The 21,291-nt window shown below is 66.4% G+C and carries 25 protein-coding genes and 1 pseudogene; 17 read left to right on the top strand and 9 right to left on the bottom strand.

Translation table 11 applies throughout. The features are described from left to right. The first annotated feature begins 39 nt into the window (after positions 1–39). Positions 40–1,162 (top strand): peptide chain release factor 2 gene (gene prfB, locus DI526_RS16030; RefSeq protein WP_304280056.1). Its coding sequence is split into 2 segments (ribosomal slippage): positions 40–108 and positions 110–1,162, totalling 1,122 coding nucleotides; the frame shifts between segments, so codons are not numbered across the junction. Between the two features lie 59 nt (positions 1,163–1,221). Here prfB and DI526_RS16025 read toward each other — a convergent pair. The 5 genes from DI526_RS16025 to DI526_RS16005 form a co-directional block, all read right to left on the bottom strand. After that, a complete protein-coding gene (locus DI526_RS16025) occupies positions 1,222–1,710 on the bottom strand; it encodes a polymer-forming cytoskeletal protein (protein ID WP_304280053.1) in 489 nt (162 codons plus the stop codon). Next, the gene (locus DI526_RS16020; RefSeq protein WP_304280050.1) at positions 1,691–2,842 is read right to left on the bottom strand and encodes a peptidoglycan DD-metalloendopeptidase family protein; all 1,152 of its coding nucleotides are present in this window, start codon (positions 2,840–2,842) and stop codon (positions 1,691–1,693) included. The genes DI526_RS16025 and DI526_RS16020 overlap by 20 nt, the downstream gene beginning before the upstream one ends. A 233-nt stretch (positions 2,843–3,075) precedes the next feature. Further along, a complete protein-coding gene (locus DI526_RS16015; RefSeq protein ID WP_304280048.1) occupies positions 3,076–3,537 on the bottom strand; it encodes a peroxiredoxin in 462 nt (153 codons plus the stop codon). A 130-nt stretch (positions 3,538–3,667) separates the two neighbouring features. Continuing rightward, positions 3,668–4,993, bottom strand: coding sequence for a tyrosine--tRNA ligase (tyrS, locus tag DI526_RS16010; RefSeq protein WP_304280046.1), 1,326 nt, complete (start codon positions 4,991–4,993; stop codon positions 3,668–3,670). Positions 4,994–5,090: 97 nt separating this feature from the next. Beyond that, on the bottom strand, positions 5,091–5,141 hold the full coding sequence (locus DI526_RS16005; protein ID WP_024265744.1) for a hypothetical protein: 51 nt from the start codon (positions 5,139–5,141) through the stop codon (positions 5,091–5,093). 43 nt (positions 5,142–5,184) lie between these two features. On the opposite strand from DI526_RS16005, the gene DI526_RS16000 reads away from it, so the two are divergent. Next, positions 5,185–6,288, top strand: a complete 1,104-nt coding sequence (locus DI526_RS16000; RefSeq protein ID WP_304280045.1) for an anhydro-N-acetylmuramic acid kinase — start codon at positions 5,185–5,187, stop codon at positions 6,286–6,288. 53 nt (positions 6,289–6,341) lie between these two features. Here the strand turns inward: DI526_RS16000 and DI526_RS15995 are convergent, their stop codons facing one another. Then, positions 6,342–6,992: an alpha/beta hydrolase gene (locus DI526_RS15995; RefSeq protein WP_304280040.1), complete on the bottom strand. Its 651-nt coding sequence runs from the start codon at positions 6,990–6,992 to the stop codon at positions 6,342–6,344. A 181-nt stretch (positions 6,993–7,173) separates the two neighbouring features. On the opposite strand from DI526_RS15995, the gene DI526_RS15990 reads away from it, so the two are divergent. The 9 genes from DI526_RS15990 to DI526_RS15950 all read left to right on the top strand — a co-directional run bounded on the left by DI526_RS15990 (position 7,174) and on the right by DI526_RS15950 (position 14,323). Further along, on the top strand, positions 7,174–7,635 hold the full coding sequence (locus DI526_RS15990) for an Rrf2 family transcriptional regulator (protein ID WP_304280039.1): 462 nt from the start codon (positions 7,174–7,176) through the stop codon (positions 7,633–7,635). Continuing rightward, the gene (locus DI526_RS15985) at positions 7,632–8,771 is read left to right on the top strand and encodes a cysteine desulfurase family protein (RefSeq protein ID WP_304280037.1); all 1,140 of its coding nucleotides are present in this window, start codon (positions 7,632–7,634) and stop codon (positions 8,769–8,771) included. The genes DI526_RS15990 and DI526_RS15985 overlap by 4 nt, the downstream gene beginning before the upstream one ends. Next, the gene (gene sufB / locus DI526_RS15980) at positions 8,771–10,240 is read left to right on the top strand and encodes a Fe-S cluster assembly protein SufB (RefSeq protein WP_099535654.1); all 1,470 of its coding nucleotides are present in this window, start codon (positions 8,771–8,773) and stop codon (positions 10,238–10,240) included. Before DI526_RS15985 ends, sufB begins: the two co-directional genes overlap by 1 nt. Continuing rightward, on the top strand, positions 10,241–10,990 hold the full coding sequence (sufC, locus tag DI526_RS15975) for a Fe-S cluster assembly ATPase SufC (protein WP_304280033.1): 750 nt from the start codon (positions 10,241–10,243) through the stop codon (positions 10,988–10,990). Continuing rightward, complete coding sequence (gene sufD, locus DI526_RS15970) at positions 10,987–12,015, top strand: Fe-S cluster assembly protein SufD (protein ID WP_304280030.1); 1,029 nt, start codon at positions 10,987–10,989, stop codon at positions 12,013–12,015. Before sufC ends, sufD begins: the two co-directional genes overlap by 4 nt. After that, entirely contained in the window at positions 12,015–13,241 is a 1,227-nt protein-coding gene (locus DI526_RS15965) for an aminotransferase class V-fold PLP-dependent enzyme (RefSeq protein WP_304280027.1), read from the top strand. The genes sufD and DI526_RS15965 overlap by 1 nt, the downstream gene beginning before the upstream one ends. Before the next feature lie 8 nt (positions 13,242–13,249). After that, a complete protein-coding gene (locus DI526_RS15960; protein WP_304280024.1) occupies positions 13,250–13,612 on the top strand; it encodes an SUF system Fe-S cluster assembly protein in 363 nt (120 codons plus the stop codon). 118 nt (positions 13,613–13,730) lie between these two features. Then, entirely contained in the window at positions 13,731–14,123 is a 393-nt protein-coding gene (locus DI526_RS15955) for an iron-sulfur cluster assembly accessory protein (protein WP_304280021.1), read from the top strand. Beyond that, positions 14,123–14,323 carry a hypothetical protein gene (locus DI526_RS15950; RefSeq protein WP_304280018.1) on the top strand — a complete coding sequence of 67 codons (201 nt, stop codon included), beginning with the start codon at positions 14,123–14,125 and terminating at the stop codon, positions 14,321–14,323. The genes DI526_RS15955 and DI526_RS15950 overlap by 1 nt, the downstream gene beginning before the upstream one ends. Here DI526_RS15950 and DI526_RS15945 read toward each other — a convergent pair. Then, positions 14,320–14,649, bottom strand: a complete 330-nt coding sequence (locus DI526_RS15945; protein WP_304280015.1) for a hypothetical protein — start codon at positions 14,647–14,649, stop codon at positions 14,320–14,322. The genes DI526_RS15950 and DI526_RS15945 overlap by 4 nt on opposite strands. Before the next feature lie 98 nt (positions 14,650–14,747). Here DI526_RS15945 and DI526_RS15940 point away from each other — a divergent pair, with 98 nt between their 5' ends. Continuing rightward, entirely contained in the window at positions 14,748–15,719 is a 972-nt protein-coding gene (locus tag DI526_RS15940) for a glycosyltransferase family 9 protein (RefSeq protein ID WP_304280012.1), read from the top strand. After that, positions 15,720–16,115, top strand: a complete 396-nt coding sequence (locus DI526_RS15935) for a DUF6165 family protein (RefSeq protein WP_304280009.1) — start codon at positions 15,720–15,722, stop codon at positions 16,113–16,115. It begins immediately after the preceding gene. On the opposite strand, the gene DI526_RS15930 is transcribed toward DI526_RS15935, so the two are convergent. Next, positions 16,112–16,915, bottom strand: coding sequence for an enoyl-CoA hydratase/isomerase (locus DI526_RS15930; RefSeq protein ID WP_304280007.1), 804 nt, complete (start codon positions 16,913–16,915; stop codon positions 16,112–16,114). The two genes, DI526_RS15935 and DI526_RS15930, sit on opposite strands and share 4 nt — an antisense overlap. A gap of 133 nt (positions 16,916–17,048) precedes the next feature. Further along, the gene (locus DI526_RS15925; RefSeq protein WP_304280004.1) at positions 17,049–18,110 is read right to left on the bottom strand and encodes a GGDEF domain-containing protein; all 1,062 of its coding nucleotides are present in this window, start codon (positions 18,108–18,110) and stop codon (positions 17,049–17,051) included. Positions 18,111–18,306: 196 nt separating this feature from the next. On the opposite strand from DI526_RS15925, the pseudogene DI526_RS15920 reads away from it, so the two are divergent. From DI526_RS15920 to DI526_RS15905, 4 genes and pseudogenes are all read left to right on the top strand, one after another. Further along, positions 18,307–19,101: pseudogene (locus tag DI526_RS15920) on the top strand (aldehyde dehydrogenase family protein); the annotation flags it as partial. A 110-nt stretch (positions 19,102–19,211) separates the two neighbouring features. Continuing rightward, on the top strand, positions 19,212–19,556 hold the full coding sequence (locus DI526_RS15915) for a RusA family crossover junction endodeoxyribonuclease (protein WP_283775927.1): 345 nt from the start codon (positions 19,212–19,214) through the stop codon (positions 19,554–19,556). Next, entirely contained in the window at positions 19,541–20,566 is a 1,026-nt protein-coding gene (locus DI526_RS15910; RefSeq protein ID WP_304280001.1) for a DUF968 domain-containing protein, read from the top strand. The genes DI526_RS15915 and DI526_RS15910 overlap by 16 nt, the downstream gene beginning before the upstream one ends. 10 nt (positions 20,567–20,576) lie before the next feature. Next, positions 20,577–21,182, top strand: coding sequence for a hypothetical protein (locus DI526_RS15905; RefSeq protein ID WP_304280000.1), 606 nt, complete (start codon positions 20,577–20,579; stop codon positions 21,180–21,182). Positions 21,183–21,291 lie beyond the last annotated feature (109 nt).

The following is a 21,291-nucleotide window of genomic DNA, read 5'->3' as shown; positions in this document are numbered from 1 at the left end:
TATTCCCCGCGCCCTTCAACACTGTCACGGAGTTACGTGATGCGACCGGATGTCGAGGCCGCCGCGGCCGACATCGAGCAGTCCGTGGGACTGCTCAGGAGGCGTCTTTGACTGGGACGTCGCTCTCCGCAAGCTCGATGAGCTGAACGCCCGGGTCGAGGACCCGACCCTGTGGGACCGTCCGTCCGAGGCCCAGGCCGTCTCGCGCGAGCGCGCCAGCCTGGCCGCCAAGGTCGAGGCCGTGCAGTCGATCGAGCGCGACCTCAAGGACGCCGTCGAATACGCCGAGCTGGCCGACATGGAAGGCGACGAGGAGTCGCTGAACGACGCCCGCGCCCAGCTGAAGGCCCTGAAGGACCGCGCCGGCCGCGCCGAGCTCGAGGCCCTGCTGTCGGGCGAGGCCGACGGCAACGACGCCTATATCGAAATCAACTCCGGCGCCGGCGGCACCGAGTCCTGCGACTGGGCCGGCATCCTGCTGCGCATGTACACCCGATGGGCCAACGCCCACGGCATGACCACCGAGCTGATCGAAGAGACCGACGGCGACCAGGCCGGCATCAAGTCGGCAACCCTGTTGGTCAAGGGGGCCAACGCCTATGGCTGGCTGAAGACCGAGGCCGGCGTGCACCGCCTGGTGCGCATCAGTCCCTATGACAGCAGCGCCCGCCGCCACACCTCGTTCGCCTCGGCCTGGGTCTATCCGGTGGTCGACGACACGATCGAGATCGAAATCAATCCGGCGGACGTGCGCACCGACACTTACCGGGCGTCCGGCGCCGGCGGTCAGCACATCAACAAGACCGACTCGGCCGTGCGTCTGACGCACATTCCGACGGGCATCGCGGTGGCCTGCCAGGCCGGCCGCTCGCAGCACCAGAACCGCGAAGAGGCCTGGAAGATGCTGCGCGCGCGCCTCTACGAGGCCGAGCTGCAAAAGCGCGAGGCCGCCCAGCAGGCGCTGGAAGACCAGAAGACCGACATCGGCTGGGGGCACCAGATCCGCAGCTACGTCCTGCAGCCCTACCAGATGGTCAAGGACCTGCGGACCAACGTCGAGACCTCCGATACCCAAGGGGTGTTGGACGGCGACCTCGACGCGTTCATGGGCGCGGCCCTGGCCCAGCGGGTCGGCGCCACGCGCGACGCGGCCGAGGCTTAGGGCTTCCGGCGACAAGCCAAAAGCGAAACGCCCCGGATCGCTCCGGGGCGTTTTGTTTGTCAGGCCTCGACCGAAGCCGCCGCGATGGCCAGGACTTCCGGCTCGGGCGTGGGCTGGATCGGGGCGGGGGGGCGCTGGAACTTCAGGCTGCGACCCTGGAAGTAGGCGCCGGTCTCCATGGACAGCTGCTCGTGGGTGATGTCGCCGTCGACATAGGCGGTGCCATAGAGGCGGACCTGCTTGGCGGTGATCGAGCCCACGATACGGCCGCGCACCTCCACCAGCTCGGCCTGCACCGCGCCTTCGACATGGCCGGTTTCGCCGACGCTGAGGCGGGCCACACGGATGTCGCCGCGGAGAATCCCGTCGAGCTGCAGCTCGCCTTCGCCTTCGATGGCGCCCTCGATCGTCAGGTCGGCGGACAGCAGCGAGGCGACCTTCGGCGTCGCGCGACGCGTGGCGTCCGCAGAATTGCTGGACGGCAGGCTCGCCGGCGCCTCGACGCGGCCGGCGGCCTTGGAGGCCGACTTAGCTTGTTTGCTGAACATACTCACCAGCCCTCAAGAAGCGGTTTGGGTTCTGGGCCTTGCCATTGACCCAGACTTCGTAGTGCAGGTGCGGACCGGTCGAACGGCCCGTCGAGCCCATGGCGCCGACGCGCGAGCCGATCGTCACGCGCTGGCCGACGCGGACGCCGATCGAGGAGAGGTGCGCGTAGCGGGTCTTGAAGCCGCCGCCGTGGTCGATCTCGACCGTGTTGCCATAGCCGGCGCGCACACCGGTGAACGAGACGACGCCTGGCGCTGTGGCCATGATGGGCGTGCGCATGGCGCCGGGGAAGTCGAGGCCCGAATGGAAGGCCGGGCGGTGCGTGAACGGGTCGAAACGGACACCGTAGCTGGACGACAGCGCCGGATTGCTGGTCGGCTTGTAGAACGGCAGCTTCTTCACCGCCGCGCCCAGGCTGCGCATGTCCGACATGTCGTTGGCGGCGTGCTGGATGCGGCTGGCGAATTCCTCGTCGACGTCGAGGACGGCGGCCAGCGCGCGCGGATCCTTGGCCTCGATCAGCGGGCCGCCCAGCGAAACGCCGCGACCCGTGAAGCCGCTGGCGTCCAGGCCCGCCATCCGCATCGCCAGGCGCAGCCGCTCGGCCCGGCTCTTGGCGAAGCCTTCGGCGGCGTCGATCAGGCGTTCCTGATCCATGCGCGTGGCTTGGATGCGCTCGACCGGGCTGGCGGCCAGCAGGCGTGGCTTGGCGACTTTCAAGGCGTCGGCGGCGCCGGGCACGCCCTTGAAGTCCGACACCAGCAGGGCCAGCGCCGCGTGGCGCTTCTCGACCGAAGTCGCCAGCTCGTCGAGGGAGCCGTTCGTCGCCGAGAGTTGAGCGACCGCGCTGTTTAGGCGGGCCTGGCGGTCGGCGTTGAGGCGCTCGTAATAGGCCTTCTGCTTGATCACCTGCTGGTCGGTCGAGCTGACCGCTAGGGCGTTGATCAGCATGGAGGCGGTGCAAACGCCCATCCACAGCGCGCCGACACCCACGCAGGCCGCACCAATCAGCTGCTTGTTGGTGGAGAAGACATAGCCGCGCATCTCGCCACCGGAGCGCACGTAGACATGCCGTTCTGGGAACAGGGATTCGAGAGATTGCCGCAGCCGCTTGAAGCGCTTGATCGCCATCGTCCCAGGAAACCCCCCGTTTCAGGTCTGGGCGATATGCTACGATAAAGCGGAAACGTGCAAGACTCTTCGCGCCCTCGACGGGCGTGACTCGAGAAAAGGCATTCTGCGCCGCGATCCTTAACGGTTTCTGACCGCAGCGACCACGCGTTTAGCACGTCGGTGCGCTGAATCGTCACAGGTTGCGGCGCGGATACAACACCCGCTGGCCGCAAAGATTCCGCGAGGATGCCCTACTTGATGGCCTTGGCGGCGTTCATCACGGCCTTGATATGACCGGGCACCTTCACCTTGCGCCACACCTCGCGCACGACGCCTTCGCGGTCGATCAGGAAGGTCGAACGATCGATGCCCATGTACTTGCGTCCGTACATGCTCTTCTCGACCCAGGCGCCATAGGCTTCGACGACGTCGCCCATCGGGTCGGCGGCCAACTCGATGGTCAGGTCGTGCTTGGCGCGAAACTTGGCGTGCGAGGCGACGCTGTCCTTGGAGACGCCGATGATCACCGCGCCCAGCTTCTGGAACTCCTCGACTTCCGACGAGAACTGCAGCGCCTCTGACGTGCAGCCGGCCGTGTCGTCCTTCGGATAGAAGTAGAGCACGATGTTCTTGCCCTTCAGGGCCGACAGGCTGACGCGACCGGTGTCGGTCGGGAGGTCGAAATCAGGGGCCTTGTTGCCGGGTTGCAGCATCGAACGCTTCTCCACCTTAGAAAGCTGTCATCCCGGACACGCGAAGCGCGATCCGGGACCACCGCAAGCGCATGAGTCCTTGGCGGTCCCGGCTCTCCGCTACGCTGTGGCCGGGATGACAGTCAACCAACTAAACGGGCTTCACCAACACGATCTTCTTCTTGCCGGCGGCGAGCTTGACCACGCCCTCGACGAGATCGGCCGAGGTGATCGTGCGGTTGGCGTCGGCCTCGGCCTTGTCGTTGACCTTGAGGCCGCCGCCTTGGGCCAGGCGACGCGCTTCGCCGCGCGAACCAGCCAAGCCCGCGTCGGCGAACAGGGCCGCCAGCACGATCCCGGCTTCCAGCTCAGCCGCCGGAACCTCGAAGGTCGGCAGGTCGGCCGACAGCGCGCCCTGCTCGAAGGCCTTCTCGGCGGCGTCGCGGGCCTTGCGGGCCTCTTCCTCGCCGTGGGCCATGCGGGTGGCCTCGTCAGCGAGCACCTTCTTGGCCTCGTTGATCTGGGCGCCTTCCAGGGCTTCCAGCTCGGCGATCTTGTCCAGCGGCAGGTCGGTGAACAACTTCAGGAAGCGGCCGACGTCGGCGTCCTCGGTGTTGCGCCAGAACTGCCAGTAGTCGTAGGGGCTCAGCTGCTCGGCGTTCAGCCACACCGCGCCGGCCGCCGTCTTGCCCATCTTGGCGCCCGAGGCGGTGGCCAGGAGCGGCGTCGTCAGGCCGAAGGCGCTCTTCTGGTCGACGCGGCGGGTCAGCTCGACGCCGTTGAGGATGTTGCCCCACTGGTCCGAGCCGCCCATCTGCAGCACGCAGCCGTGGGCGCGGTTCAGCTCCAGGAAGTCCACCGCCTGCATCAGCATGTAGTTGAACTCGAGGAACGTCATCGGCTGTTCGCGCTCAAGGCGCAGCTTGACCGAGTCGAAGGCCAGCATCCGGTTGACGGTGAAGTGCACGCCGTATTCGCGCAGGAACTGGACGTAGCCGAACTTGCTCAGCCAGGCGTCGTTGTCGACCATGATCGCGTCGGTGGGCCCGTCGCCGAAGGTCAGGAACTTGGCGAAGACCTGCTTGATGCCGGCGATATTGGCCTGGATGTCGGCGTCCGACAGCAGCTTGCGGCTCTCGTCCTTGCCGGTGGGATCGCCGACCTTGGTCGTGCCGCCGCCCATCAGGACGATCGGCTTGTGGCCGGCCTGCTGCAGGCGGCGCAGCAGCATGATCTGGATCAGCGAGCCGACGTGCAAGCTGGGTGCGGTGGCGTCGAAGCCGATGTAGGCGGTGACGATCCCGGCCGAGGCGGCCGCGTCCAGTTCCTCCGGATGGGTGATCTGGTGGATATAGCCGCGCGCCTCCAGGGTTCGCAGGAACTCTGACTTGAAGGACGAAGCGGCGGACATGGATCGACTCTCTATTTGACGTGGCGGGCCGTCTAGCACGGCGGCGTCGGCTTGTGAGGACTTCATTTCAAGACTCCGGGGCGGGGCCGGAGCGCATGATCGACTGGCAAGAAAGCGACCCCGGCGAGGCGGGGGCTAAGCGACGTGTCTGGTCGGCCTCCCGCTATGGCAGCGGGCGGTAATAGGGGCGGGCCAGGACGAAAGCGTCGATCATGGGGCCTAGCTACCGTTTCGCGGCCGTGGCAGTCAACGATCCCATGAAGATCCTGGGATTCATGACCGGCACCTCGCTGGACGCGGTCGACATGGCGGTGCTGGAGACGGACGGCCACGACATTCAGGCCTTTGGCCTCGCTGGCGAGCGCAAGCTTAGGGAAGAGACCCGGGACCTCTTGCTGGTCGCCACAGAGGTCGCCCGGGGCTGGCCGCGCGACAAGCCCGCGCCCGACATCTTCGCCGAGGCCGCCCAGGTCGTCGCCGACGAGCATCTCCACGCCGCCGAGAGTTTCCTGGCCGAACACGGCCTGTCCTGGAACGAGTTCGACCTGCTGGGCGTCCATGGCCAGACCGTGCTGCACGAGCGCCCGACGCCCGAGCGGATCGGCCGGACGGTCCAACTTCTCGACGCCGAGCGGCTGGCCAAGGCTACGGGACGCCCAGTGGCCTTCGACTTTCGCACCGCCGACGTGGCGGCGGGCGGACAGGGGGCGCCGCTGGCCCCGATCTACCACGCCGCCCGCGCCCGGGCCTCGGGTCTCGCCGCGCCGGTGGCGGCGCTCAACATCGGCGGGGTGGCCAACATCACCCTGATCGGGGAAGGCGACGACCTGCTAGCCTTCGACACCGGCCCCGGCAACGGCATGATCGACCTGATGCTTCAGGAGCGGGGTCTTGGCCGATTCGATGAGAACGGCCGCCTGGCCGCCGCCGGAAAGGTCGACCAGGCGATTCTCGACGCCTTCCTGGCCAGCGACTACTTCGCTGGCCCCGCGCCCAAGTCGCTGGACCGCTACGACTTCCCGCTTGACCTGGTCGAGCCGCTGTCGGCCGAGGACGCCGCCGCCACGCTCGTCGCCTTCACGGCCGAGGCGGCGATCAAGGCCTTCGATCACGGCGCGCGGCCCAGCGCCCTGATCGTCTGCGGCGGCGGGCGTCACAATCCGCAGATCATGCGCGCCCTCACCGAGCGCGCGCCCGTGCCGGTCAAGACCGCCGAGGACTACGGCTGGCGCGGCGACAGCATCGAGGCCGAGGCCTTCGCCTACCTAGCCGCCCGCACGGCCAATGGGCTGCCGATCAGCTTCCCCGGCACCACGGGCGTGACGGCGCCGATGACCGGCGGGCGGATCGTCGCGCCCTGAAACGAAAAAGGCCTCCCCGAAGGGAGGCCTTTGAAGCGTTTGGACCTGCAGTCCTAGATCGGATTTTCCGCCAGGCGCTTGTCGAGATAGTCGCTGACGCTCTTCTCGACGCTGGGCAGGTGCTCGGTCCAGAAGTGGCTGGCCTTGTCGATGACCTCGTAGTCGATCGTGATGCCCTTCTGGGTGCGCAGCTTGGTGACCACGCGCTCCACCTCGACCGGCGGGGTGATGGTGTCGGCCGAGCCGGTCAGGAACAGGCCCGAGGCCGGGCAGGGGGCCAGGAAGCTGAAGTCGTACATGTTGGTCGGCGGCGAGACCGAGATGAAGCCGTCCGTCTCCGGGCGGCGCATCAGGAGCTGCATGCCGATATAGGCGCCGAAGTCGAAGCCGGCGACCCAGGTCTGGCTGGCGGCCGGATTGGACGTCTGCAGCCAGTCCAGCGCCGTGGCCGCGTCGGCCAGCTCGCCGATGCCGCTGTCGAACTCGCCTTGGCTGCGGCCCACCCCGCGGAAGTTGAAGCGCAGGGTCGCGAAACCGCGCTTCATGAACAGGTGGTACAGCTGCACCGCGACCGGATGGTTCATGTGACCGCCGGCCTTGGGGTGCGGGTGCAGGATCAGGGCGATCGGCGCCGTCTCGGTCTTGCCCGGAGAATAGCGACCCTCGATCCGTCCAGACGCGCCGGTCAAAATCACATCAGGCATGTCGTCCCCTTCAGCTCGACAGCGATCCGATATCCGACGATTGGGTCGCCAGAATACTTGACCGCTGCGCTTGGTCTTCCTAAATCGCAGCCAGCAAGCGGACCGACGGCCCGCGCGCGAAGTCGCGGCTTGTAGCACACGCAAAAGCCGATGCGCGCGGAATCTGCAAGGGGTAAGGCTGATGCGCCTGAGCACGAAAGGGCGATACGCGGTCATGGCGATGACCGACCTGGCCAAGCGCCAGGACGAAGGCGAGGGCCGCGCGGTGGCCCTGGCCGAGATCGCCGCGCGCCAACAAATCTCGCTTTCTTATCTGGAACAGCTCTTCGCGCGCCTGCGCCGCAAGGGCCTGGTGATCAGCGCGCGCGGCCCTGGCGGCGGTTATCGCCTGGCCAAGGCCTCGGCCGAGACCTTCATCGCCGACATCGTTCTCGCGGTCGACGAACCGCTGCGCGCCACCCGCTGCAACTTCACCAAGGGCCAGGCCAAGGGCTGCATGGCCGGCGGCGAGCGCTGCATGACGCATAATCTCTGGGAAGAAATGGGCCGGCAGATCCACGGCTATCTGGCCAGCGTTTCGGTCGCCGACGTGCTGGCGGGCGAGCTGCGTCCCGCGCGTCCGATGGAGATCGCGGCCGAGTGAACGCCTCCCGCCCTTCCATCTATCTCGACTACAACGCCACGGCGCCTCTGCGGCCGGAAGCGCGCGAAGCGCTGCTGCGCGCGCTCGAGAACCCGGCCAATCCGTCGTCGGTTCATGCCGCCGGCCGCGCCGCCCGCGATGTGGTCGAGCGCGCCCGCGCCGAGGTCGCCGCCCTGGTCGGCGTGCCGGCCGGCTCCGTCACCTTCGTGAGCGGCGGGACGGAAGCCAACGCGCTCGCCATCGAGAGCGCCAAGGCCACCGGCGTCGAGCGCATCATTCTCTCCGCCATCGAGCACGACGCGGTGACCGAGACCGCCAAGGTCTCTGGCCTGCCGGTCGAGGTCCTGCCAGTGGATAACCACGGCGTCGCCGATCTCGGCTGGCTGGCGCAAGCGCTTGAAAAGCCGGGCAAGACCCTGGTCTGCCTGATGCTGGCCAACAACGAGACGGGCGTCATCCAGCCTGTGGATAAGGCCTCCGCCTTGGTGCGCGCCGCCGACGGCTGGCTGCATGTCGACGCCGTCCAGGCCGCCGGCAAGATCCCCGTCGATTTCTCCGGTCTCGGCGCCGACACCATGGCCCTGTCGGCGCACAAGCTGGGCGGGCCGCAGGGCGTCGGCGCCCTGGTCGCCGGAACGCGCGCCATCGTCACCCGTCGCCTGCATGGCGGTGGTCAGGAGCGCGGCCGTCGGGCCGGCACCGAGAATGTCGCCGGTATCGCCGCTTTCGGCGCGGCGGCCAAGGCGGCCCAGGAAGGCCTTGCCTCGATGGCCGAACAGGCCCAATGGCGCGACGCCCTGGCGCAGCGGCTCAAGGCCGAAGGCGCGGTTATCCTGGGTGAAGGCGCTGAACGTCTGCCGCAGACCCTGTGTTTCGCCGGTGAGGGCTTCGGCTCCGAGGTCCAGGTCATGAACATGGACCTGGCCGGGGTCATGGTCAGCGCCGGCAGCGCCTGCTCGTCGGGCAAGGTCAAGGCCAGCCGCGTGGTGGAAGCCATGGGCCGCGCCGATCTCGCCCCGTTCGCCCTGCGTGTCAGCGGCGGCTGGGCGAGCACGGAAGACGATTGGATCAAGTGCGGCGACGCCTGGCTCGCCGCCTGGAAGCGTATCGGCGCCCGGCGCCGGGAGGTGGCTTAGTGGCCGCGGTAAAAGAGACTGTCGAAACCGTCGCCGCGCTCGAGAAGTACGAGCACGGCTTTACGACCGAAATCGACCAGGAGTTCGCCCCCAAGGGCCTCTCCGAGGACATCGTGCGCTTCATCTCGGCCAAGAAGGACGAGCCGGAATGGATGCTGGAGTGGCGGCTTGACGCCTATCGCCGCTGGCTGGCGATGGACGAGCCCGACTGGGCCAAGGTCAGCTATCCGCCGATCGACTACCAGGACACCTATTACTACGCCGCGCCGAAGACCAAGGAAGGCCCCAAGAGCCTGGACGAGGTCGATCCGGAGCTGCTGGCCGTCTACGAAAAGCTCGGCATCCCGTTGAAGGAGCAGGCGGTTCTGGCCGGGGTTGAAGGCGCGCCGCGCTACGCCGTAGACGCCGTGTTCGACAGCGTCAGCGTGGTGACGACCTTTAAGAAGGAGCTGGCCCAGGCCGGCGTCATCTTCTGCTCGATGAGCGAGGCGATCCGCGAGCACCCCGAACTGGTCCGCCAGTACCTGGGCAGCGTGGTGCCGACCTCGGACAACTATTTCGCCTGCCTCAACAGCGCGGTGTTCTCGGACGGCTCGTTCGTCTACGTCCCGCCGGGCGTGCGCTGCCCGATGGAGCTGTCGACCTATTTCCGGATCAACGCCAAGGATTCCGGGCAGTTCGAGCGCACCCTGATCATCGCCGACAAGGGCGCCTACGTCTCGTATCTGGAAGGCTGCACGGCCCCGATGCGCGACGAGAACCAGCTGCACGCGGCGGTGGTCGAGCTCGTCCTGCTGGACGACGCCGAGATCAAGTACTCGACCGTCCAGAACTGGTACCCGGGCGATCCCGAGACCGGCAAGGGCGGCATCTACAACTTCGTGACCAAGCGCGCCGACTGCCGCGGCGATCGCTCCAAGGTCTCGTGGACCCAGGTCGAGACCGGCTCGGCCATCACCTGGAAATATCCGTCCTGCGTGCTGCGCGGCGAGGGGAGCTCGGGCGAGTTCTATTCGATCGCCGTCACCAACGGCCATCAGCAGGCCGACACCGGCACCAAGATGATCCACCTGGGCGCCAACACCCGCTCGCGGATCGTCGCCAAGGGCATCAGCGCCGGCAAGTCGACCTCGACCTATCGCGGCCTGGTCTCGGCCCATCCCAAGGCCAAGGGCGCGCGCAACTTCACCCAGTGCGACAGCCTGCTGATCGGCAAGGACTGCGCGGCCCACACCGTGCCCTACATCGAGGCCCGCAACGGCCAGTCGGTGTTCGAGCACGAGGCCACCACCACGCGGCTGTCGGACGACCAGCTGTTCTACTGCCAGCAGCGCGGCCTGAACCAGGAGGAGGCCGTGGCCCTGCTGGTCAACGGCTTCGTCAAGGACGTTCTGCAGCAACTGCCCATGGAATTCGCCGTCGAGGCCCAGAAGCTCGTGGCGATTTCTCTCGAAGGATCCGTCGGTTAAATGCTCTCCATCAAGAACCTTCACGCCCGCGTCGAGGACAAGCCGATCCTGAAGGGCGTCACGCTGGACGTGCCGGCCGGCGAGGTCCACGCGATCATGGGCCCGAACGGCGCCGGCAAGTCGACCCTGTCCTACGTGCTGACCGGCCGCGACGGCTATGAGGTCACCGAGGGCTCAGCGATGCTCAACGGCGAGGACCTGCTGTCGCTGGAGCCGAACGAGCGAGCGGCCCAGGGCCTGTTCCTGTCGTTCCAATATCCGCTGGAAATTCCGGGCGTTCCGGCCCTGACCTTCATCCGCACCGCCCTCAACGCCCAGCGCCGCGCGCGGGGCGAGGACGAGATCGCGGCCCCGGCCTTCCTGAAGCTGGCCAAGGAGAAGGCGGCGGCGCTGAAGATCGACTTCGAGATGCTCAAGCGCGGCCTGAACGTCGGCTTCTCGGGCGGCGAGAAGAAGCGGATGGAAATCTTCCAGATGTCCATGCTTTCGCCGAAGTTCCTCATCCTCGACGAGACCGATAGCGGCCTGGATATCGACGCCCTGAAGATCGTTTCCGAAGGCGTCAACGCCCTGCGCTCGCCCGAGCGCGGCATGCTGGTCATCACCCACTACCAGCGCCTGCTGGACCATATCAAACCCGACAAGGTCCACGTGCTGGCGGCCGGCCGCATCGTCGCCTCGGGCGGTCCGGAACTGGCCCTGCAGCTTGAAGCGGAAGGCTATGACCGCATCGTGGGGGCGGCGGCTTGACCCTTTCGACCGCCCTCAAGACCGGCGACCTCTCGGCGCTGCCGTCGCGGCGCGACGAGGACTGGCGCTGGACCGACCTGCGGGGCCTGCTGAAGGTCCTGCCGCCGGTCGCGCCGGCCTACGACGACGACGTTCCGGCCGGTCCGTTCGCGGGGTTGGCCGATGTCGAGACCGTGTTCGTCAACGGCCGCCGCATGGCGGGCTCCGACGCCGCCTCGGGCGTCGTCGCCCTGCGCTTCGTCGCCCTGGCCGACAAGGCTTCGCAGGGCGCCAGCCATGCGGTCGTGGTGAAGCCGGGCGAAAGCCTCGTCCTGCTGGAAAGCCATGAAGGCCGCGCCGCCGGTTACGTCTCCGACGTCGCGATCGACATCGCCGTGGGCGAGGGCGCCTCGCTGGAGCGCATCGTGCTGGTCGATGACGAGGCCGAAGCGATCAACGTCGTCACCGCCGACGTCGCCCTGGCTCCCGGCGCCAAGTTCGCCCAGACCGTCCTGACCGGCGGCGCGCGTCGCCAGCGGATCGAGACCCGCGTCCGCCATCCCGACGCCCACGCCGAGGTCCGCCTGGACGGCGCCTATCTGCTCGACGCCCAGCGCCACGCCGACCTGACCAGCGTCGTCACCCACGGCGGGCTCGACGGCGTCACCAGCCAGCTGACCAAGGGCATGGTCACCGACCAGGCGCGCGGCGTCTTCCAAGGGCGGATCGTCGTCGAGAAGGGCGCCGACCAGACCGATGCGCGGATGGGCCACCACGCCCTGATCCTGTCGGACAAGGCCGAGATCGACGCCAAGCCCGAACTCCTGATCTTCGCCGACGACGTCTCCTGCGCCCACGGCAACACGATCGGCGCGCTGGACGACGAGGTGCTGTTCTACGCCGAGCAGCGCGGCATTCCCGAGGCCGAGGCCAAGGCCATGCTGACCGTGGCCTTCCTCGGCGAGGTGATCGAGCGGATCGAGCACGAGGGCGCCCGCGAGGTCGCCGCCGCCTGGGTCGCCCGCAAGCTCGGGAGCGACGCCTGATGGCCTTCGACGCCCCCTACGACGTCGCCGCGATCCGCGCCCAGTTTCCGATCCTGGCGCGAGAAGTCCACGGCAAGCCGTTGATTTATCTCGACAGCGCCGCTAGCGCCCAGAAGCCGGACGCGGTGCTGGACGCCATGATGGGGCTGGCCCGCACCTCCTACGCCAACGTCCATCGCGGCCTGCACACCCTGGCGAATGAAACGACCGAAGCCTATGAAAAGGCGCGGGAAACCGTCGCGCGCTTCATCAACGCCGAGCGCGACGAGATCGTCTGGACCAAGAGCGCGACCGAGGCGGTGAACTTGGTCGCCAGCTCGTTCGGCCTGTCGCTGAACGCCGGCGACGAGATCGTGCTCTCCGAGATGGAGCACCACGCCAACATCGTGCCGTGGCACTTCCTGCGCGAGCGCAAGGGCGTGGTCCTGAAGTTCATCCCGGTGCTGGATGACGGGCGGCTGGACATGGAGGCCTACAAGGGCCTGCTGTCGGACAAGACCAAGATGGTCGCCGTCACCCACATGTCGAACGTGCTCGGCACGGTCAACGACGTCGCCGAGATCGTCCGCCTGGCGCACGCGGCCGGCGCGCCGGTGCTGCTGGACGGTTGCCAGGGCGTGGTCCACACCAAGGTCGACGTCAAGGCGCTGGACGTCGACTACTACGTCTTCTCCGGCCACAAGCTTTACGGCCCGACCGGCATCGGCGTGCTCTACGGCAAGGCGGAGCGCCTGGCGGCGCTGCCGCCTTACCAGGGCGGCGGCGAGATGATCGGCACGGTGACGCTCGACAAGATCACCTACGCCGATCCGCCGCATCGCTTCGAGGCCGGCACGCCGGCGATCCTCGAGGCCGTGGGCCTGGGCGCGGCGATCGAGTGGCTGAACGGCCTGGATCGCGACGCGATCTTCGCCCACGAGCACGCCCTCTATGAGCGCGTCGCCGAACGGCTGCGCGGCGTCGACGGCGTGCGGATCCTGGGTGAGGCGCCGGGCAAGGGCGCGGTGCTGTCCTTCACGGTCGAGGGCGCCCACGCCCACGACATCGCCCAGGTGCTGGACCGCTACGGCGTCGCCGTGCGCGCCGGCACCCACTGCGCCGAGCCCCTGATGCGCCGTTTCGGGGTCACCTCGAGCGCCCGGGCTTCCTTCGCCCTATATAACACCGAGGCCGAGGCCGACGCGTTCGTCGACGCGCTGGCCAAGGCCCGCAGTTTCTTCAGTTGAGCCGCTTCATGACCGACGCCGCCGCCGCCACTCCCGAACCCGCTTCGGCTCTCTCGCAAGACGAGCTGAACCGGCTGACCGATCAGCTGATCGAGAAGCTGAAGACGGTCTACGACCCGGAAATCCCGGTCGACATCTATGAGCTGGGCCTGATCTACAAGGTCGACGTCTCGGACGACAAGGACGTGGCCATCGAGATGACCCTGACCGCCCCGGGCTGCCCGGTGGCCGGCGAGATGCCAGGCTGGGTCAAGGACGCGGTCATGGAGATCCCGGGCCTGAAGTCCTGCGCGGTCGATCTCGTCTTCGATCCGCCGTGGGACTCCTCGCGCATGAGCGACGAGGCCAAGCTGCAGTTGAATATGTTCTAGTATCTTTCCTCCGATCTTCCCGGCGAATGCCGGGACCCAGCTGAAACCCGGCGCCGTTCCGGATGGATCTGGACCCCGGCATTCGCCGGGGAGGTCGGAAGTCAGGGAGTTCGAGCCCATGGAACCGACAGTCGCCACGCGTCCCCGCCGCCCGCGCCCGAAGGTCGTCACCCTGACCGACGCCGCGGCCGCGCGCGTGAAGGAGATCATGGACAAGGCCGACAAGCCCTATGTCGGCCTGCGGGTGGGCGTGAAGAACGGCGGCTGCGCCGGCCAGGAATACGTCTTCGAATACGCCGAGACGAAGGGGCCGATCGACGAGGTGGTCGAGGACAAGGGCGTCACGATCCTGATCGAGCCCAAGGCGGTGCTTTTCCTGATCGGCACCGAGATCGACTACGAGATCAGCAAGCTGTCCTCGAAGTTCGTGTTCCACAATCCCAACGAAACCGACGCCTGCGGCTGCGGCGAGAGCGTCACGATCCAGCCCGCCGCCGAGGTCCACGAGTAATGCTGGCCAAGACCCCGTCCTGCGTCGAATGCGGCCTGCCCTGGGGCGCGCCCAGCTTCCGCCATGAGGACGAGGCGCCGCTCTACTGGTCCGACACCGGCATCCTGTGCTCGGGCGGCTGTGCGCAGAAGCATTTCGAGAAGCGCCGGGCGGAGGGAACGTTCGTGGCGGTTCCGGCGGAGTGTCCGGTCGCGGTTTAGATACAGGCTCTGGCCAAAATACACGCCCCCATGAGAGACGGGATGCCTGTCGCCGTCAGCACCACGAGCACGACGCTGGGCAAAGCAATAAATGCCCATACCCGTAGGCGTCGAGCAGCACGGAACATGGTCGCCAGCCAGCCGATGAATGCTGCCAAGACGAGGACGATCGCGATCCCGGCGCGTGCCCCGAACGTTGCCTCGGCGCCGGCTAATCCTCCGGCGAGCCAAGCCGCAACGACGAGCGCGATGGCCGCGCCGTAAGGGAGCGCCATTGTGCCAATATCCTTGCGCCTCATGCTGCCGCTCGCACGTTCTTGCGCCAAGTCCACTCCTTAAACTCTAGGCTGGAAACTAGCCTATCGTGAAAGGGTGTCTAGCAAGCCGCATTGACCGCCGGCCGCGGCGCGGCCTAAGCCCGGCCATGGTCCAGACGATACTCATCTATTCGATGGGCGAGGTGATCGGCGACGGGCTGATCAAGCTGCCCTTCATCGCCGGCCTGCGCGCGGCGTTCCCAGACGCGCGGATCAGCTGGTGCGCCGCCAAGGGCGAGACGGTCTATGCCGGGCCGCTCAAGGCCGTCGTCGCGGGATACGTCGACGAGGTGTTCCTGGAGGGCGCGAACGGGGCGAAGCCACGCGACAGCTTGCCGTGGTCCAAACCGTTCGGCGGCCGCAAGTTCGACCTCGTTATCGACACCCAGGAGAACCTCCGGCGCGGCGGCGTCGCCCGGCGCGGGGCGGCTGGGCGCTTCGTCTCGGCGGCGCGAGAGGCGCGGCGCCAAGACTGGCCGGTGGCGGTGACCGATCGCCTGGCGCGGCTGCTGGCCTTGGCCACGGACGGGCGGGGCGCGCCGAAGCCCCTGGCCCTGACAAACCCCGACGCCCTGAAGGCCGCCGAGCTTCTGCTTCCGACTGGGGCGACGTATGTCGGCCTCGCGCCCGGCGCCGGCGGCCAGGACAAGCGCTGGCCGCTGGAGAACTACCTGGAGCTGGCCCACCGGATCGTCGCCAGGGACTGGACGCCGGTGTTCTTTTTCGGACCCGACGAGGCCGAGGACGCCGCCATCGCCGCGCGCGAAGTCCCGCTGGCCCTGCAGCCCGAGCGTAACCGGACGGACGGCCTGCCGGTGAAGGGGCCGCTGCTCGTGATCGCCCTGGCCGGACGGCTGGCGGCGGGCGTCGCCAACGACGCGGGGCCCGGCCACATGCTGGCCGCTGGCGGAGCGCCGCTGCTATCGCTGCAGCAGGACCGCCGCAAGGCCGTGAAGTTCCGTCCCGCCGCCGCGCGGCTTGAGATGCTGGTCGCGGAGGACTACGGAAGCAGCATGGGCGCCCTGCCGGTCGATGCGGCCTGGGCGGCGCTCGAAAAGCTCGTGTCCGGAGCCGCCTGAATGTCCATCCTCGCGCCGATCTCGGCGGGCGAACTGGTCGACAAGATCACGATCCTGCGGGTCAAGGCCGAACGCATCGGCGATCCGGCCAAGGAGGCCAATGTCCGCAAGGAGCTGGCCCTGCTGGAGGCCACCGCGCGCGAGCACCTGCCCGACACCCCCGACATCGCCCGGCTGACCGAGGAACTCACCGCCGTCAACGCCGCGCTCTGGGACATCGAGGACGGCAAGCGCGACTGCGAACGCCGGCAGGACTTCGGCCCGGACTTCGTGGCCCTGGCCCGCCGCGTCTACATCGACAACGACCGCCGCGCCGCCATCAAGCGCGCGATCAACGAAGCCGCCGGCTCCGAGATCGTCGAGGAGAAGAGCTACAAGCCGTACTTGGCCGGCTAGCGCCCCTTGAACGCCGCCGCGCGCTTCTGGAGGAAGGCGGTGACGCCCTCGATGAAGTCCTCGGTCTTGCCGGCGACCTTCTGAGCCTTGCGTTCGGCGTGCAGCTGGCCGGTCCAGTCGGCGTCGAGGCTGTCCCAGACCAGCTTGCGGATTGCGCCCAGCGCCGCCGGGCCGCGCGCCAGTTCCTGCGCGATGGCGGTCGCGGCGCCGATCAGCTCCTCGTCGGGCACGCAGCGGTTGACCAGGCCCCACTGCAGCGCCGTGGCCGCCGAGATCTTGTCGCCCAGCAGCATCATCTCCATGGCCCGCGCCTTGCCCACCAGGCGTGGCAGCAGGTAGGTCGAGCCGCCGTCGGGCACCAGACCGATGCGGCGGAAGGCCTGCAGGAAGTAGGCGCTCTGCGCCGCCACGATGATGTCGCCCATCAGGGCGATCGAGCAGCCGACGCCGGCGGCCGGGCCGTTCACTGCCGTCACGATCGGCAGCGGGAAGTCCTTCAGCAGGGTCATCAGCGGGTTGTAGATCGTCTCCAGCGCCGAGCCGGCGTCCGGCTTGCCGTCGACGTCCAGCTCACGCCCGGCCGCGCCGCCGCCCGACAGGTTGGCGCCCGAGCAGAAGCCCCGGCCTTCGCCGGTCAGGATCACCGCGCGCGCCTCGACCTTGCCGGCGGCGATGGACGAGAAGGCGTGGGTGAGTTCGCGCGCGACCTCCAGGCTGGCGGCGTTCAGCGAGGCCGGATCGGCGATCGTGACGGTGGCGACGCCGTCCTGCGTCGAGACACGGATCTTCTGGTAGTCCACGGCCTTGAACCTCCCTGGGTCTTTTGCGGGAAGTCTAGGCGCCTCTGCCCCTTGGGAAGGCTAGCGAAATCTTCAACGAAAAACGCCGCCGGTGCGGGACCGGCGGCGTGTTCGTCAGCAAGGACTTTGACGTCTAGGCCGCGTTGGCCGAGCTGGGCATGCCCTCGGCCGAGGTCACGCGGTTGCGCCCGTTGCGCTTGGAGGCGTAGAGGGCCGCGTCGGCGCGTTCCATGATCGAGTGGCCGCTTTCGCCCGGGCGGCGCTCGGCGAAGCCCGACGAGATGGTGATCGCGCCCAGGTCTTCGTTGGTCGAGCGGCGCTTGAGCATTCGCGACGACACCTCGATGCGGATCTCGTCCAGCGTCGCGGCGATGACCGCCGAGGTCTCGCGCGGGAAGATCATCGCGAACTCCTCGCCGCCGTAACGGGCCGCGAAGCGCGGCGGGGCGGCGACGCGGCCGATCACCGAGGCCACGTAGCGGATGACCTGGTCGCCGGTCTGGTGGCCCCAGGTGTCGTTGAAGCCCTTGAAATGGTCGATGTCGAGCACCGCGAGACACAGGGTCGTGCCTTGCTGGTCGGCCTCGGCGCAGGCGCGGTCCAGCTCCTCGTCGAACGCCTTGCGGTTGGCCAGGTTGGTCAGGCCGTCGGTGGTCGCTTCGCGGCGGACCTGTTCGAGGTGCTCGCGCAGGCGCTCGACCTCGGAGGTGGATTCGGCCAGGCGCGTTTCCAGTGACTGGTTTTCGCGATGAACCCGGCGGGTGGCGTCGGCGAGGTTGGAGACGACGGTCTTGATCGCCTCGACGTCGGTGGACTTGTTCAGGTCCTTGGTCGCGCCCGCCAGTTCCTTGCCGAAGGCGGCGTTCGACTTCTGGGCGTTCTGGATGGCCTTGGCGACGGCCTCGAGTTCCTTGGACAGCACGTCGCCGGCGTCGCGGATCTGATCGTTGAGGCGGGCCTTGGGCAGGTAGGTGGCGGCCAGCTCCTCGCTGACCAGTTCGGTCATCGGCTCGCCGATCGAAATCAGGCGGGTCAGTTCCCGCGCCAGCGCGCCGTCCGGATCGGCGACATAGTGGGTCCAGAGTTCGAAATTCAGCGCCGTCGGCCACACCTGGTGGCGCTCCATGAGCTGCAGCGCTCGCGTCGCGATCTTGTAAGCATCCGGACCACGCAGCGTGGTTTCCACATCAGACATCTTTACTTCCCCCGCCCGGCCATTTCCCACGAAGAAAGGCCGATCGCTCGGACCGGGAGATTAGGGGAAAGAGTTCTTACGAGCCGTTAAGAGCGAACAAGGTTCGCTTGCGCGCAAAGCGATGCGCGCGCATTGTGAACGCTGATAAGATGAGCGGCGGGCCATGGCGCTGTCGCCAGTCCTTGGGAGGCGAGACATGAACGCTCCGGTGAACCCTCTGGATGCGCACAAGGCGATGATGAACGACGTGCTGAGCCGTCAGAAAACGGCTCACCTGCGCGATGGGCCGCTTAGCGCCGAGCAGCGGATCGACTGGCTCAATCGCTCGATCGACCTGCTGATCGGACACCAGGCCGAGATCGCCAAGGCCGTGAACGCCGACTTCGGCTCGCGCTCGCCCGAGGCCACGGCGCTGACCGACGTCGCCGGCTCGATCGGGCCGCTGAAGTTCGCCCGCGAGAACGTCGCCAAGTGGATGCGGCCGCAGAAGCGCAAGACCACCCCGGCGATCCTGGGTCTGTTCGGCGCCAAGGCCACGGTCCAGTACCAGCCCAAGGGCGTGGTCGGGGTGATCAGTCCCTGGAACTTCCCGGTCAACCTGACCTTCGCGCCGCTGGCCGGCATCTTCGCGGCGGGCAATCGCGCGATGATCAAGCCGTCGGAATATACGCCCGCCACCTCCGACCTGCTGAAGGCGATGTTCGCCAAGGCTTTCGACGAGGAGGAGGTCGCGGTCTTCGTCGGCGGGCCGGAGGTCGGGCAGGCCTTCTCGGGCCTGGCGTTCGATCATCTGGTGTTCACCGGCGCGACCTCGGTCGCCCGCCACGTCATGCGGGCCGCAGCCGAGAACCTGGTGCCGGTCACACTCGAACTCGGCGGCAAGAGTCCGGTGATCCTGTCGCGGGGCGCGGATCTGGCGACCGCCGCCGCCCGGATCATGAACGGCAAGACCCTGAACGCCGGCCAGATCTGCCTTGCTCCCGACTATCTGACATGGATAGTCAGCGCGCTATTACCTGAATCAGCTAAGCCGCCTCGTGCAGATAAAACTTACCAGTGGAGGCACTGGGAGTGAGTATACAAATTTATCCAATCGTGCCGATGGGCAAGCCCCGTATGACTCGCGCCGACAAGTGGAAAAAGCGGCCTGAGGTTATGCGTTACCGGGCGTTCTGCGATGAGGTGCGGCTACGTGGCGTAGCCCTGCCTGAGTCTGGTGCGCATGTTACTTTTGTCCTGCCTATGCCAGCCAGTTGGAGCAAAAAGAAACGCCAGCAACATAACGGCCAGCCACACCAGGCTAAGCCTGACTGCGACAACATGTTGAAAGCGTTAATGGATGCCATCTTTGCTGATGATGCACACATATGGGATTGCCGTATAACTAAAGTGTGGGGTGAAACCGGGCAGATCATCATCCGGGAGGTGGAATGCGCGCCTTGCTGAAACCGGATATTGCCCGGGATATGGGGATTGTGCTCCTGCGTCCCGGTCGCGAGTTAATGCATATTTTCACTTCTGGTCGCGTACTGGTGGAGCGCCAACCAGAGAATATGGCTGACCTTCCTTCTGGCGCCGTACCGCCTGCCCGGCAAATTCTTATTGATGATCCTGCATTGCTCCCGTTCTTCACTCACCAGAAGGTTGTTAATGCTGCTGGAGGTATTAATGGGCTTGAGGCCTGGTTACGGCGCCGCGGTAAAAAGTGTCAGTGGCCGCATTCAACCTATCACCACAAAGAACTGGTTACGCATCGCCATGCTGGCGGTGCTGCACTGCTTTGCTGGCACTGCGATAACCAGTTGCGTGAAGCCCCCGGTCAGGAACTGGATCAAATCGTAGCGAAAAATGCCGCCACCTGGATTTTGCGCGCCATTCGCGGTGAGCTGCGATTTGCCGACGACCACGAAGTAACCCTTCCGGAGCTGTGCTGGTGGTCCGTGCTCAGGGGGATCACTGAGGCCATACCGGAAGAAGTTTCCCGCCGGGCGCTGGGACTGCCCGTTGAAACCCTGCCGTCTGTTATGCGCGAATCCGAAATTGTCCCGTCTCTGCCGGCCACCGGCATACTGGCGGATAAAGTGAAAAAGGCGGGGTTACCTCCGCCACCCGCGATAAAGCCGGTGGTTTCAGTCACGGTTGATCCCGTTGCGCCACAGACGTTTTATGCGCGACCGAAACGCATTCGCTGGGTAAATCCAAAATTCCTGGCCTGGGTGAAGACTCAGCCGTGCACGTGCTGCGGCAACCCCGCCGATGATGCCCATCATCTGATTGGCTGGGGGCAGGGTGGCATGGCGACCAAAGCCCACGACGCGTTCACCATTCCCCTCTGCAGAAAACACCATACCGAACTTCACAACAGCCCTGCGGCGTTCGAGCGCCAGTACGGCACACAACCTGAGCTTATTATCAAATTGCTGGACCGTGCCTTTGCGCTCGGCGTTCTGGCGTAAAGGAGAAAACATGACACCACTTCAACGTCGTCAGCATTTAGCGGGTATGGGGATTGTCGCCACGGCGCCGCGGAAAAGTTACCTTGGGAAATTCACTCCTTTGACATCTGTTCAGTCAGCCTGGGTAAAGTCGTTACTTACGGTCTGGGGCGAATGCGTAAGGGGAAATACTGGCCCTAAAAAACCTCGCGGGCACTCCTGCTGGAATGGGATGAGAGGGAGGAACTGGTCAGATAAAGCTCTGGAGCGTTTTACTGCCGCATTGAACCAGGCGCGCAGCGAAGGTTTCAGGGGACAACTTGCAATGAATCGTGCTCATGAAATTCTCTGGCCCCGACCGTCGGTAAGCATAATCGATGAGGCAATTCGTAAGGATGACACTGACTTTGTAGAGCAAAGCGTCTTGCTGGCGCTGGATTTAAATGACCCGGTCTATCTGGTGGGGCTCCAGTATTACACTACACGGAAAAAAATCTCAGATATTACCCGTGAGCTACAGGTAATTGCGCCATGGCTGACTATCGACGAGGCCAGAAAACGTGTCCGCTGGTGTCTGGAAATATTTAGGGCAAAGGTATTTCTGTCTGCCCGCAAACTTCTGATGGAGAATGAATGAGAATGTTTTTTCGTTTCTTGTATTGAAAATGGGCCAGAAAAGTGTTTTATTTAGGCATGCTTGGCAGAGCTGCGCCACGATGGCAGCGATGAGAAGCGACAATCTGATA

It is taken from the genome of Caulobacter segnis, assembly GCF_003243465.1.
GTDB classification, from domain to species: Bacteria; Pseudomonadota; Alphaproteobacteria; order Caulobacterales; family Caulobacteraceae; genus Caulobacter; species Caulobacter segnis_A.
The sequence above is the reverse complement of the archived record's forward strand: the minus strand, read 5'-3'. Positions and strand labels throughout refer to the sequence as shown.